Source organism: Streptomyces tendae, assembly GCF_014650435.1.
Taxonomy (GTDB): domain Bacteria; phylum Actinomycetota; class Actinomycetes; order Streptomycetales; family Streptomycetaceae; genus Streptomyces; species Streptomyces tendae.
Map to the genome: position 1 here is coordinate 76,291 of NZ_BMUY01000019.1, position 13,399 is coordinate 89,689.

Here is a 13,399-nt window from a genome sequence, read left to right on the forward strand (position 1 = left end):
GAGATGACGGACACCGACTCCCCCGCACCGGCCCCCTCGCCCTCCCGGCGGTCGCTGATCGGATGGGGCGGCGCGGGCCTCGCGCTCGGCGCCGCCGCGGCGGCCGGCGGCGCGGTGGCGATGGACCGCACCGACGACGCGGACCCCGCCGCCGCCGACGACGCGGGCTCCGCCGTGCCCTTCCACGGGGCGCACCAGGCGGGCATCGCCACGCCGGTGCAGGACCGCCTGCACTTCGCGGCGTTCGATGTGACGACCGAGGACCGCGCCGCCTTCGTGGCGCTGCTCAAGGAATGGACGGCGGCGGCCCGCCTGATGACCGCCGGTCACGCGGTGGGCGAGGGCGCCTACGGCGGACTGCCCGAGGCCCCGCCGGACGACACGGGCGAGGCCCTGGGCCTCAAGCCGTCCCGGCTGACCCTCACCATCGGCTTCGGACCGTCCCTCTTCACGAAGTTCGGCCTCGCCGACCGGCGCCCCGAGGCCCTGGCCGACCTGCCGAAGTTCCCCGGGGACAACCTCGACAAGGCCCGCAGCGGCGGCGACCTGTGCGTCCAGGCCTGCGCCGACGACCCCCAGGTCGCCGTGCACGCGATCCGCAACCTCGCCCGCATCGGCTTCGGCAAGGTCGTCGTGCGCTGGTCGCAGCTCGGCTTCGGCAAGACCTCGTCCACGACGCCCGACGAACAGACCCCGCGCAACCTGCTCGGCTTCAAGGACGGCACCCGCAACATCGCGGGCACCGAGAAGGACCGCCTGGACCGGTTCGTCTGGGCCGCCGAGAAGGACGGGACGCCGTGGATGACGGGCGGCTCCTACCTCGTCGCCCGCCGCATCCGCATGCACATCGAGACCTGGGACCGGACCTCCCTCCAGGAGCAGGAGGACGTGTTCGGCCGTGACAAGGGCGAGGGCGCGCCCGTCGGCAAGGCCAAGGAGCGCGACGAGCCGTTCCTGAAGGCGATGAAGCCCGACGCGCACGTCCGGCTCGCCCACCCCGACTCCAACGGCGGGGCGACACTGCTGCGCCGCGGCTACTCCTTCACCGACGGCACGGACGGCCTGGGCCGCCTGGACGCCGGCCTGTTCTTCCTCGCCTACCAGCGCGACATCCGCAAGGGCTTCGTCCCCGTGCAGCGCAACCTGGCGACGGACGCGCTCAACGAGTACATCCAGCACGTGGGTTCGGCGGTCTTCGCCGTGCCGCCCGGCGTCCGCGACGCGGACGACTGGTGGGGCAGCACGCTGTTCGGCAAGGAGGCGTAACCGTGTTCTCGAACTACCTGATCGGGCTGCGCGAGGGCCTGGAGGCTTCCCTCGTCGTCTGCATCCTCATCGCCTACCTGGTCAAGACGGACCGCAGGGACGCCCTGAAACCGATCTGGGCGGGCATCGGCGTCGCCATCGCCATCGCGCTCGGCTTCGGCTGCGCGCTGGAGTTCGGCTCGCAGGAGCTGACGTTCAAGGCGCAGGAGGCGCTGGGCGGTTCGCTCTCCATCCTGGCCGTGGTCCTGGTGACGTGGATGGTCTTCTGGATGCGCCGCACCGCCCGCCACCTCAAGACGGAGCTGCACGGCAGGCTGGACGCGGCCCTCGCCATGGGCACCGGGGCCCTGGTGGCCACCGCGTTCCTGGCGGTCGGCCGGGAGGGCCTGGAGACGGCGCTGTTCGTGTGGGCGTCGGTGCACGCGGCGAGCGACGGCACCCCGCGCCCGCTGATCGGCGTGGCCCTCGGGCTGGCCACCGCCGTCCTCCTGGGCTGGCTGTTCTACCGGGGCGCGCTGCGCATCAACCTGGCCCGGTTCTTCACCTGGACCGGCGGCATGCTGGTCGTCGTGGCGGCGGGCGTGCTGGCCTACGGACTGCACGACCTCCAGGAGGCCGACCTGCTGCCGGGCCTGACGACCCTGGCCTTCGACATCAGCGGCACCATCGACCCGTCGAGCTGGTACGGCACCCTGCTCAAGGGCGTGTTCAACTTCCAGCCCGATCCGACCGTCCTCCAGGTCACGGTGTGGCTGCTGTACCTGGTCCCGACACTCGCGCTCTTCCTCGCCCCGGTAGGGTTCGCCTCCGGGAAGGGGAAGGTGAAGGAACCTGATGAGCCAGGATCGCGGCCCTCGAAGGCCCCGCAGGCTTGAGAAGTACGCGCTCATATCGGCCTCGGCGACCGCTTTGTCGCTGACGGCGAGCGGCTGCGTGGTGGTGCACGGTGAGCGCGAGGTGCTCCCCTCGGCCACCCGGGCCGAGGCCGCGAAGGCGCTGGAGCAGTTCACCACCGCGTACAACGCGGCCGACAAGGCGTACGACGCCTCCCTGGACGCCGACCACACCGCCGGCGCCCTCGCCGCGATCGACTCGGCACGGCTGAAGGCGGGTGCGGCCAACCACCCGGACGGCAATCCGGCGCACGAGCCGCTGGAGCTGACCGACGCGAAGTTCACGATCCCGAAGAAGGCGGGCTGGCCGCGCTGGTTCGTCGCGGACACCAAGGCCAACAAGGGCGGCAAGACACGCTGGTTGCTGGTCTTCACCCGGAGCGGCCTGGACGACACCTGGGAGGCGGCCTACCTGACGCTGGTCGCCCCCGGCAAGGTGCCCGAGTTCAAGACCGACCAGGACGGCTGGGCCGAGGCCGTGCCGGCGAACTCCACCGACGTGAGCGTCCCGCCGGCCGACCTGAGCAAGGACTACACGACGTATCTGCAGGACGGCGGCAAGACCTTCGCGGACGGCGTGCACACCAGCTCCTGGCGCGCACTGCGCGAGAAGCGCTCGACCCGCCCCGGCCTGGTCACGCAGTACATCGACGAGCCGCTGGCGAACGGCGACTACGCGCCGCTGGCGCTGCGCACCGTGGACGGCGGCGCGCTGGTGTTCTTCACCAGCCGCCACTTCGAGAAGCAGACCGCCGCGCGGGGCGCGTCCGTGCCGACGCCGAACAAGGACGTGCTGGCCCTGACGGACGGCGAGATCAAGCAGTCGCTGACGATGGAGTTCGTCTCCAACGAGGTCGCGCTCGACCCGGCGGACGGGCAGGTGTCGGTGCTGGGCCGGGTCCAGGGCCTCACCTCGGGCAAGGGCGAATAGGAGAGCCCGGGGCGCTCAGCGGCGCAGCGGCCAGGAGGCATCCTCGTGGTCGTCGCTCTCCGCACCGGCGTGCCGGGCGCAGGCGTCGGTGAGGGTCTCCAGCAGGGTCAGCGGGTCCGGCAGCGGATGCTCGGCCCCGCGCACCCAGCGCACGGTCCGGCCTTCGCCGGGCAGCCGGGCCGGCGGCACCAGCACGTAGGACCCGCGGCAGTGCCAGCGCAGCCCAGGATGCTCGTCCATGGTCTCGGGGTGACAGTCCAGCTCGCAGGGCCACCACTCGTCCTCGTCCTCGGGGGTGCCCCGGGTGAGGGTGAACAGCAGCATGCGCCCGTCGTCGCTCTCGGCGACCGGCCCGACCTCGACACCGGCGTCGAGCAGCCTGCGCACCGCCTCCCGACCGGCCTCCAGAGGCACGTCAAGGACGTCGTGGACCATGCCGGTCGCGGTGATGAAGTTGGCCTCGGGCTGGTGCCGGGCCCAGCGCTCGATCTGCGCGCGGTCGGTGGTGGACTGCGTCTGCCAGGCGAACGACACCGGGTGCCGGGCGGGGGTGGGACAGCCCACGCGGTCGCAGGAGCAACGGTATCCGGCGGGGTGGGCGGCGGGCGCCAGGGGCAGTCCGGCACCGGCCGCGGCGAGCAGCAGATCCTCCCGGCCACCGTCCGAGGCGGCCTCCTTGGGGCGGCGTCCGCGCAGCCACGAGGAGAGTTTGCCCTGCAGACCGCTCCGACCGCCGAACTCCGCGCTCATCTATCCCCTTGCCTCGCCGTCGTGCGCTCCAGCATGCCCTATCGTCGCACCATTCCGCGCTTCGGGGTCGCGAAGGGACAAACTTCCCTGGTCAGACCTCTTCGGTCAGCGCGGGGCGAGCCCGTGCAGCGCGTAGTCGACGAGGGTGTCGGTGTAGGCGTGGGAGAAGGGCCCCGTGTGCTGGAGCCAGCGTTGCGCGAGCGGGGAGACGAACAGCTCCAGCGCGATCCGCAGATCGATGTCCTGCCGTACCTGGCCCGCCTCCTGGGCGGCCCGCAGCCGGTCGGCGTGCAGCTGGAGCGACGGCTCCAGGAGCCTGCTGACGAAGGTCCGGCCCAGCTCCTCGTTGACGACGCCCTCCGCCGCCAGCGCACGATAAGGCGCCTCGAACCTCGGATCCCGCAGCTCGTCGACGGTGGCGCGCAGTACGACCTTGAGATCGGCGGCGACGTCACCCGTGTCCGGGATGGTGTAGGCCTCCTCGCCGGCGGCCTCCACGAGCCGCTCACCCAGATCGAGGAATGCCTCCAGCAGCACGTCCGCCTTCGAGGACCACCACCGGTAGATGGTCTGCTTGCCGACGCCGGCCCGGGCGGCGATGCCCTCGATGGTGGTCTTCGGGTAGCCGACCTCGCCGACCAGGGCGAGGGCGGCGTCGTAGATGGCCTGGCGGGACCGCTGACTGCGCCGGGTGGCGTCGGGGTGCGGCCGCTCGGCGGCGGGGTGGGTACTGCGGGCGGACTTCCGGATGGTGGCCATGCAACGAAGCTACCAGGCCGACAAGACGGACCGTCTCGCCAATAGCGAGTGGACGGGGCTCAGTGGCGTGGCGCCCGCGCGTTCTCCAGATAGTGCAGTACGGCCGCCACCCGCCGGTCGACCTGGTCGGCCGGGGACAGATCGAGCTTGGCGAAGATGCTGCGGATGTGCTTGTGGACGGCGCCGTCGGTAACGACCAGCCGCCCGGCGATGGCACTGTTGCCCAGGCCCTCGGCCATCAGGGCGAGCACCTCCCGCTCGCGCGGACTGAGCCGCTCCATCCGGGTGTCCTGCCGCGTCCGGGTGAACAACTGGGCGACGACCTCGGGATCGATGGCGGTGCCACCGCCCGCGACCCGCCCGAGCGCGTCCATGAACTCCTCGACCCGCCCGACGCGCTCCTTGAGCAGGTACCCCAGACCGCCCACTCCCCCGGTCAGCAGGTCGGTGGCGAAGGACTGCTCCACATACGCGGACAGCACCAGGACGGCGAGCCCGGGGTGCCGCCGCCGCGCCTCGACCGCCGCACGGACCCCTTCGTCGGTGTGGGTGGGCGGCATCCGCACGTCGAGGATGGCGACGTCGGGCTCGTGCTCGTCGATGGCCGCGAGCACCGACTCGGCGGTGTCCGCGGTGGCCACCACGTCCAGGCCCTCGGCCCGCAGCAGCAGGGCGAGCCCCTCGCGCAGCAGCGGATCGTCCTCGGCGATCACGATCCGCAGGGCGCCCCGCACATCACGTTCCACTTCTCCCTCACTCCTCCCCCGGCGGCCAGGAGTCGCCCCAGGCCGCGTCACGGGCCGCCTTGTACAGATCGCCGTGCCGCTTGGTGACCGTACGACGCCGCAACTGCTCGTCGGGTTCACACAGGTCCAGCAGCACCTGTCCCTTGCGGATCTGCGGACGCCGGACCACCCGGGAGGCGGCGGGTTCGGCGGGGAGCCGGGTGGCGGCCACGTAGCTGAACTTCTCGTCCTCGTACGCGAGGGACCCGCTCTTGACCTGCCGGTGCAGACTGGACCGGCTGACGCGTGCCGCGAAGTGGCACCAGTCCGTGCCGGGCACGATGGGGCAGGCGGCGCTGTGCGGGCAGGGCGCGGCGACCCGGAACCCGGCGGCGATCAGCCGGTCGCGGGCCTCGATGACGCGGGCGTACCCGGCGGGGGTGCCGGCCTCGACGATCACGACGGCGCGCGCGGCACCGGCGGCGGCGTCGACGAGGGCGGCACGGTCGGCACCGGTCAGCTCGTTGAGTACGTAGGACACCGTGACGAGGTCGGCGCTCTCGATGTCGAGCGCCGACCCGATCCGCGAGCGCTGCCAGCGGACCTCTCTCAGGGCGGGCAGCGAGGCGGCGATCTCCCGGCCGAGGGCGAGCGCGGGTTCGGCCCAGTCGAGCACGGTCACCGGGCGCGTGCCGCCCCAGGTGTCGCTGACGGCCCAGGTCGCGGCGCCGGTCCCGCCGCCCACGTCCACGTGGCTGCCGGGCACCCAGTCCGGCACGGCCTCGGCGAACGCGGTCAGCGCCGAGCGGACGGCGGCGAAGGTGGCGGGCATGCGGTAGGCGGCGTAGGCGACGACGTCGGCGCGGTCGCGCAGGATGGGGGCGTCGGTGGGGGTGTCCCCGCGGTAGTTGGCGATCAGCCGCTCCACGGCCTGCGCGGCCTGCCGGGGCGGCAACCCGTCGACGAGGTCGGCGAGGGCGGCGCGCAGGGCGTCGGCGGGGGCGGCGGGGTGGTTCACCCGGCGATTGTAGTGGGCGCCGGGGGGTGGGTCGCGTGGCCCGGCGTCCCCTTGGCACCCCGGCGTTGGCGCGGGCGCCGGGGCGGGGAGGGCGGCCCGGCATTCCCTTGGCACCCGGCGCAGGCGCGGGCGCGGGGGTGGGTCGCGTGGCCCGGCGCTGCCGGGGTGCCGCCGCGCCCACCCGTGCCGCCCCAGCGGCACGACTGCCCGCGGCTAGGGGGCGACGGCCCGCAGGCGCGTACGGCGAGGAGGGGACGTGTCGGGGGGTGTTCGCCCGCAGCGGTTGGCGCGTCAACGCCGCGCACCTCTTCGAGGAACCGATTCCGCGCCGTTCCGAGGACGGACACCCCCCGGCGCGGCCCCGACCCACCCACCGGACGTATCGCGCTACGCGCACCCCCACCGAACCCGCACAGGCGCCGCAGGCACCCCGCACCCCCACCACCCCGCACAGCCGCCGCAGGCACCCGCACGCGCCGGATTCAGACCCGCACCGCCCGCGCCACCCCCGTACACAGCGCCGCGCGCGGCCGGTTGTCCGGATCCCGGCGGCGTGGATGGACCGTGTTGGCGAGGAGCACCGCGAAGGTGTCCGTCACCCGGTCGAGGACCAGCATCGTGCCCGTGAACCCGGTGTGCCCCGCCGCCCCGCGCCCCGCCAGCTCGCCCATGAACCACGGCTGGTCCAGAGCGAATCCCAGCCCCGGTTCGGCGAGCAGCAGTTCCACGAAGTCCGGCCCCAGGATCCGCGCCGGCCCGTGGGAACCCCCCGCGAGCAGCGTCCGGCAGAAGACCGCGAGGTCCCGCCCCGTCGAGAACAGCCCCGCGTGACCGGCCACCCCGCCCAGCGCCCACGCGTTCTCGTCGTGGACGACCCCGCGCAGCATCCCCCGGTCCGCCTTGGCCCACGGCCGCCGCTGGTCCTCCGTGGCCGCCGCGCCGGGACACGGCCCGAAGCACGTCGCCGTCATGCCCAGGGGCCGGGTGATCCCGTCCCGGACGAGGACGTCCAGACCCCGCCCGGTGATGCGCTCCAGCACCTGCTGCAGGAGCAGCATGTTCAGGTCCGAGTAGCAGTACGTGCCCGGCACCCCCACCGGCGGCTCCGCCCGCAGCCGCCGCAGCCGCTCCTCGCCGTCGGCGCAGTCGTACAGCGGGAGTTCGGGCCGCAGCCCGGAGGTGTGGGTGAGCAACTGCCGCACGGTGACCCCGTGCCGCGCCGCGGCCCGGAAGTCCGGCAGGTAGGCGCCGACCTCCGCGTCGATGCCGAGCGTGCCGCGCTCGATCTGCTGCACGGCGGCGACCGCGGTGAACAGCTTCGTCAGCGAGGCGAGGTCGAAGGGCGTGTCCACGGTCATCGGCACCCGCGAGTCCGCCGGCAGCTCCACGCCCGTGTCGGTGCGCGGGTCGTAGGAGGCGTAGCGCACGGCCCAGCCCGCCGCCTCCTCGACGGCGAGCACGGGCCCGCGCCCGACGGCCACGACGGCGCCCGCCGCCCAGGGGCGTTCACCGGTGGTGAGGTCGCGCACGTCGGCGACGACCCGACGGAGCTGCCCCGGATCGAGTCCGGCCCGCCCCGGGGTGTCGCCGCGCAGTCTCGGAGCGCTCAGCTGCCCGCTCCCTTGCCCGCACTCTCACCGGCGACCTCACCAGCTCGACCACCGACTCCCCCACCGGCTCCCAGCCCGGCGCCACCTCCGGCCGAGGGCCGGCACAGGGCCACGAGGAAGCCGAGCGCCAGCACCGCGGCCACCAGCTGCACCACGGCCATCGGCACGGCGGTGTCCTCCCCCGCGATCCCGACCAGCGGCGAGGCCACCGCACCGATCAGGAACGACGACGTGCCGAGCAGCGCGGAGGCGGAGCCGGCGGACGTCTTGACCCGCATCAGCGCGAGCGCCTGGGTGTTGGGCAGGCTGATGCCCATCGCCGACATGAGCACGAACAGCACGGCGGCGACCGGCCCGAGCCCGACCTCGCCGAAGACGCCCAGGGACATCAGCAGCAGCACGGTCGCGGCGGCGATCACGATGACGAGGCCGAGGCCGAGCACCCGGTCCAGTCTGACCCGCCCGACGAGGATCTTGCCGTTGATCTGCCCGACCACCACGAGGCCGATCGAGTTGAGCCCGAACAGCAGGCTGAACGTCTGCGCCGACGCCCCGTAGATCTCCTGCATGACGAACGGCGACGCAGCGACGTAGGCGAACAGCGAGGCGAAGGCGAAGCCGCCCGCGAGCATGTAGCCGGTGAAGGCCCGGTCGGCGAGCAGACCGCGCATCGCGCGCAGGGTGTCGCCGACACCGCCCGCGTGCCGCTCCTCGACGGGCAGCGTCTCCGGCAGCCGGGCCCACACGACGACACCCAGCACCACGCCCACCACCACGAGGACGACGAACACGCCCCGCCAGTCCGTCACGCGCAGGATCTGCCCGCCGATGAGCGGCGCCACGACCGGCGCGACGCCGGAGATCAGCATGAGGGTGGAGAAGAAGCGCGCCATGGCCACGCCGTCGTACAGGTCGCGTACGACGGCCCGGGCGATGACGATCCCGGCGGCGCCCGCGAGGCCCTGGACCAGCCGGAAGGCGACGAGGGTTTCCACGTTCGGCGCGACGGCGCACAGCGCGGTGGCGACGACGTAGACGGCGAGACCGGCCAGCAGCGGACGCCGCCGTCCCCACTTGTCGCTCATCGGCCCGACCACGATCTGCCCGAGGGCCATGCCGGCCAGGCAGGCGGTGAGCGTGAGCTGGACGGTCGCGGCCGGTGCGCTCAGGGACCGGGTGACCTCCGGCAGCGCGGGGAGGTACATGTCCATCGCCAGCGGCGGCGTGGCGGTCAGGCTGCCGAGGATGAGCGTGACGAGAAGACTGATACGCCGCCCGGCGGGCGGCGTCTGCGATATATACGACGATTGAGACGTTTGCGGCGTTTGCGTGGACGGCCCGCGCTCGGGCATGTGATGTGCCCCTCCCTCTTCTACAGATCCGCCACCTATGCTCTCAGCTCGTACGCAGTTGAACGAACAAACTCGAACGACGCACAAACTCGAACAACGCACGAACGACGAACGTCGAACGACGAACGACGAACGAACCTGAGCGAGGGTGGGGCAGGGTGTCAGCGGTGACCGGGCAGAAGGTGCGCTGGGGGATTCTCGCGACCGGCGGGATGGCGGCGAGGTTCACGGCGGATCTGGTCGATCTGCCGGACGCGGAGGTCGTGGCGGTGGCCTCGCGGACCGAGGCGTCGGCGAAGGCGTTCGCGGAGCGGTTCGGCATACCGCGGGCGTACGGCGACTGGGAGACGCTGGCGCGGGACGAGGACGTCGACGTGGTGTACGTCGCGACCCCGCACTCGGCGCACCGGACGGCGGCCGGTCTGTGCCTGGAGGCGGGCCGGAACGTGCTGTGCGAGAAGCCGTTCACGCTGAACGCGCGCGAGGCGGCGGAACTGGTCGCGCTCGCCCGGGAGAAGAACGTCTTCCTCATGGAAGCGATGTGGATGTACTGCAACCCGCTGGTGCGGCGCCTGAAGACGCTGGTCGACGACGGTGCGATCGGCGAGGTCCGCAGCCTCCAGGCGGACTTCGGCCTGGCGGGCCCCTTCCCGCCCGCGCACCGGCTCCGCGACCCGGCGCAGGGCGGCGGCGCGCTGCTGGACCTGGGTGTGTACCCGGTGTCGTTCGCGCAGTTGCTGCTCGGTGAGCCCGCGGACGTCGCGGCGCGAGCAGTGCTCTCCGAGGAGGGCGTCGATCTCCAGACGGGCGCACTGCTCTCCTACGAGAGCGGCGCTCTCGCCTCGGTGCACTGCTCCATCACCGGCGGTACGCCCAACTCCGCGTCGATCACCGGCTCCGAGGGCCGCATCGACGTGCCGAACGGCTTCTTCTTCCCGGACCACTTCGTGCTGCACCGCACCGGCCGGGACCCGCAGGAGTTCCGGGCCGACCCGGCCGACGGGCCGCGCGAGAGCCTGCGGCACGAGGCCGAGGAGGTGATGCGGGCCCTGCGCGCCGGGGAGACCGAGTCCTCACTGGTCCCCCTCGACGGCACGCTGGCCGTGATGCGGACGCTCGACGCGATCCGGAACCGCGTCGGCGTCCGCTACCCGGGAGAAGCCGCAGAAGCAGGGGAAGCCGCGGCAGCAGGGGAGGCCGCAGCAGCGGGGAACCCCGGAGACACGGCGGAGCCGGTCGTCACACCGGCTTGAGCCCCGGCTCCCCCGCCTCCGTCACGAAGGACCCGGCGGTCGTGAGCGCCGCGCCCTCGGTGCTGACGTGGGACACGGTCTTGAAGTCGGCGCGCGCCGACTCGCGGCCCAGTGCCACCGTCGCGTAGCCGCGCAGCCCGTTGAAGAACTTCAGGTGCGGGTTGGCGGTCATGAGGGTGTCCCAGTTGGACGGCTTCGCCGAGCCGTCGCCGCCGCTGGTGATCGAGGTGGTGACGATCTCCGTGCCCAGGGTCCGGGAGTCCGGGTCGTCGAAGTCGCGCTTGATGTCGAAGCCGTAGGAGACGTGCACGTCGCCGGTGAGGACCATGAGGTTCTCGATCCCGGCGGCCTGCGCGCCGGCCAGGACCCGCTCGCGGGAGGCCGGGTAGCCGTCCCAGGAGTCCATGGAGACCTTGGACGGCGTACTGGTCATGTTGTAGCGCTGGGCGAAGGTGACCTGCTGGGGCACCACGTTCCACAGCGCGTTCGACCGGTGCCAGCCGTTGATCAGCCAGCGTTCCTGGGCGTCGCCGGTGAGTGTGCGGCTCGGGTCCTCGGACTCGGGCCCGGGGAACTGCCAGCCGTCGCCGTACGCCTGGTTGGAGCGGTACTGCCGGGTGTCGAGGACGTCGAACTGGGCCAGCCGTCCCCAGTGCAGGCGGCGGTAGAGCTTGAGGTCGGCGCCGTCGGGCAACTGCGGGCGCCGCAGCGGCATGTTCTCCCAGTAGGCCCGGTAGGCGGCGGCCCGGCGGATGAGGAACTCCTCCGGCGGGACGCTGTTCTCCGGCGTCTCGTCGGCGTAGTTGTTCTCGGTCTCGTGGTCGTCCCAGGTGACGACGAAGGGGTGCGCGGCGTGCGCGGCCCGCAGGTCGGGGTCCGACTTGTAGAGGGCGTACCGCAGCCGGTAGTCCTCCAGCGTCACCGTCTCGTGGTTGAAGTGGGCGGGCAGGGTGCCCGCGGGGTAGGCGCGGGAGCCGCCGGTGGCGTTCACGGCGTACTCGTAGAGGTAGTCGCCGAGGTGGAAGACGACGTCCACGTCCTCCTGGGCCAGGTGCTTGTACGCGGTGTAGTACCCCTGGTCGTACTTCTGGCAGGAGACGACGCCGAAGGTCAGGTCGGCGACCCGGCTGTGCTGCGCGGGGGCGGTGCGGGTGCGGCCGGCCGGGCTGACGTAGCGGCCGGCGCGGAAGCGGTAGTAGTAGACGTGGCCGGGCGCGAGGTGGTCGACCTCGACGTGCACGGTGTGGTGGAACTCGGGGTGGGCGGTGGCCCGGCCCCTTCTGACGACGCGGCGGAACCGTTCGTCCAGGGCCACCTCCCAGCTCACCTCGACGCGTTTGGCGGGCAGTCCGCTGTCGGCCTGGTACGGGACCGGGGCCAGGCGCGTCCACAGCAGCACCGAGCCGGGCTGCGGGTCGCCCGAGGCGACACCGAGCGTGAAGGGGTCGGCGGTCAGCTGCGCGGCGTCCAGCTCGGCGGCGCTCGCGGCGCCGGCGGTCGGCAGGTTCACGGAGAAGGCGAGCGCGGCGGCAGCGCCGGTGACGGTCAGGAAGCGGCGGCGGCCCAGGCTGCGGGCGGCGGCGCGGAGTTCGGGCGCGTGCGAGGACTGCGACCGGTCCGGGACCGGGCTCGGGACCGTGGTCGGGGCCTGGTGGTTCGCGGGTGTCATCCGTTCCTCCCCTTGCGGTGGTTGCAAGGGGAATTCGAAGGGCCGGGAACGACCCGAGCTTGGCGCGGACATGGCGATCGCGTGTCGGACGGATGAGTTCGGGATGTTCGGCGACCCGTACGCTGCGGACTCATGAACACCGTGAAAACCACCGACGAGGAAAGCGCCGGGGCGCCGAAGGTCGCCGTCGTCACGGGCGCCGGGTCCGGCATCGGCCGGGCGGTCGCCGTCGAACTGCTCACCGCCGGCTGGTCGGTGGCCCTGGCCGGCCGCCGCTCCGAGCCCCTGGCCCAGACGGCCGCGGCGGCACCGGCGGGCGGCGGCACACCGCTCACCGTCCGCGCCGACGTGTCACGTCCCGAGGACGTGGCGGCGCTGTTCGGCGCCGTGCGCGACCGGTTCGGGCGACTGGACCTGCTGTTCAACAACGCCGGGACGTTCGGCCCCGGGGGCGTGCCGGTCGAGGACCTTCCCTACGAGGCATGGCGGCACGTGGTGGACACCAACCTCAACGGGGCATTTCTGTGCGCGCAGGCGGCGTACCGGCAGATGAAGGAACAGGATCCGCGGGGCGGCCGGATCATCAACAACGGTTCGATCTCGGCCCACACCCCGCGCCCGCACTCGGTGGCGTACACGGCGACCAAGCACGCGCTGACGGGCCTGACCAAGTCGCTGTCGCTGGACGGCCGTCCCTACGGCATCGCGGTCGGCCAGATCGACATCGGCAACGCGGCGACCGAGATGACGGCCGGCATGCAGACCGGCGCGCTCCAGGCCAACGGGGAGACGGCACCCGAGCCCGTGATGGACGTCGCCGACGTGGCGCGCACGGTGCGGCACATGGCCGAACTGCCCCTGGAGGCCAACGTGCAGTTCGCGACGGTCATGGCGACGGCGATGCCGTACGTGGGGCGCGGCTGAGCGCACGCCGCGACGGCACCCGGCGATTCACACAATCGGAATTTCAAGGTCCACGGTATTGCGGCCGGTGGAGGACGTATGCTCAAATCTCCTTCACCAGAGCTTCACACTTGAAGCGTTGGCCTTCCACAAGGCGCCTCCAGAGGGCCCCTTCACAAGGCCCTCCGCAACGCTCCATGGACCACACCGAGGGGGGAGGCGGCAGCCGTTCCGCCACACCGGCACGCCGGTGGACGGAACGGCTGCCGC

At 72.6% G+C, this 13,399-nt stretch carries 12 protein-coding genes; 5 read left to right on the forward strand and 7 right to left on the reverse strand.

All coding sequences use genetic code 11. The annotated features are described in order from the left end of the window. The first annotated feature begins 3 nt into the window (after window positions 1–3). Genes efeB through IE258_RS35795 form a run of 3 tightly spaced genes read left to right on the forward strand, consistent with a single transcriptional unit; the run spans window position 4 to window position 3,090 of the window. Window positions 4–1,266, forward strand: coding sequence for an iron uptake transporter deferrochelatase/peroxidase subunit (gene efeB / locus IE258_RS35785; RefSeq protein WP_189750018.1), 1,263 nt, complete (start codon window positions 4–6; stop codon window positions 1,264–1,266). A gap of 2 nt (window positions 1,267–1,268) precedes the next feature. Then, the gene (gene efeU / locus IE258_RS35790; RefSeq protein ID WP_159329144.1) at window positions 1,269–2,141 is read left to right on the forward strand and encodes an iron uptake transporter permease EfeU; all 873 of its coding nucleotides are present in this window, start codon (window positions 1,269–1,271) and stop codon (window positions 2,139–2,141) included. Beyond that, on the forward strand, window positions 2,101–3,090 hold the full coding sequence (locus IE258_RS35795; RefSeq protein ID WP_189750019.1) for an SCO2278 family lipoprotein: 990 nt from the start codon (window positions 2,101–2,103) through the stop codon (window positions 3,088–3,090). The genes efeU and IE258_RS35795 overlap by 41 nt, the downstream gene beginning before the upstream one ends. A gap of 15 nt (window positions 3,091–3,105) precedes the next feature. Here IE258_RS35795 and IE258_RS35800 read toward each other — a convergent pair whose 3' ends face one another. From IE258_RS35800 to IE258_RS35825, 6 genes are all read right to left on the reverse strand, one after another. Then, window positions 3,106–3,840: a bifunctional DNA primase/polymerase gene (locus IE258_RS35800; RefSeq protein WP_189750020.1), complete on the reverse strand. Its 735-nt coding sequence runs from the start codon at window positions 3,838–3,840 to the stop codon at window positions 3,106–3,108. A 105-nt stretch (window positions 3,841–3,945) separates the two neighbouring features. Then, window positions 3,946–4,599, reverse strand: a complete 654-nt coding sequence (locus tag IE258_RS35805; RefSeq protein WP_109031689.1) for a TetR/AcrR family transcriptional regulator — start codon at window positions 4,597–4,599, stop codon at window positions 3,946–3,948. Between the two features lie 59 nt (window positions 4,600–4,658). Beyond that, window positions 4,659–5,321 (reverse strand): response regulator transcription factor, encoded by a 663-nt coding sequence (locus IE258_RS35810; RefSeq protein ID WP_189750086.1) that lies wholly within the window; start codon window positions 5,319–5,321, stop codon window positions 4,659–4,661. A gap of 31 nt (window positions 5,322–5,352) precedes the next feature. Then, entirely contained in the window at window positions 5,353–6,342 is a 990-nt protein-coding gene (locus IE258_RS35815) for a small ribosomal subunit Rsm22 family protein (RefSeq protein WP_189750021.1), read from the reverse strand. Window positions 6,343–6,824: 482 nt separating this feature from the next. Beyond that, entirely contained in the window at window positions 6,825–7,871 is a 1,047-nt protein-coding gene (locus IE258_RS35820; protein WP_229892636.1) for a serine hydrolase domain-containing protein, read from the reverse strand. A 77-nt stretch (window positions 7,872–7,948) separates the two neighbouring features. Further along, complete coding sequence (locus IE258_RS35825) at window positions 7,949–9,304, reverse strand: multidrug effflux MFS transporter (RefSeq protein ID WP_229892637.1); 1,356 nt, start codon at window positions 9,302–9,304, stop codon at window positions 7,949–7,951. A 167-nt stretch (window positions 9,305–9,471) separates the two neighbouring features. On the opposite strand from IE258_RS35825, the gene IE258_RS35830 reads away from it, so the two are divergent. Continuing rightward, window positions 9,472–10,557, forward strand: coding sequence for a Gfo/Idh/MocA family protein (locus IE258_RS35830; protein WP_189750022.1), 1,086 nt, complete (start codon window positions 9,472–9,474; stop codon window positions 10,555–10,557). On the opposite strand, the gene IE258_RS35835 is transcribed toward IE258_RS35830, so the two are convergent. After that, the gene (locus tag IE258_RS35835; protein ID WP_189750023.1) at window positions 10,544–12,226 is read right to left on the reverse strand and encodes an alkaline phosphatase D family protein; all 1,683 of its coding nucleotides are present in this window, start codon (window positions 12,224–12,226) and stop codon (window positions 10,544–10,546) included. The two genes, IE258_RS35830 and IE258_RS35835, sit on opposite strands and share 14 nt — an antisense overlap. A 132-nt stretch (window positions 12,227–12,358) precedes the next feature. On the opposite strand from IE258_RS35835, the gene IE258_RS35840 reads away from it, so the two are divergent. Next, complete coding sequence (locus IE258_RS35840) at window positions 12,359–13,150, forward strand: SDR family oxidoreductase (protein ID WP_189750024.1); 792 nt, start codon at window positions 12,359–12,361, stop codon at window positions 13,148–13,150. The last annotated feature ends 249 nt before the right edge of the window (window positions 13,151–13,399 follow it).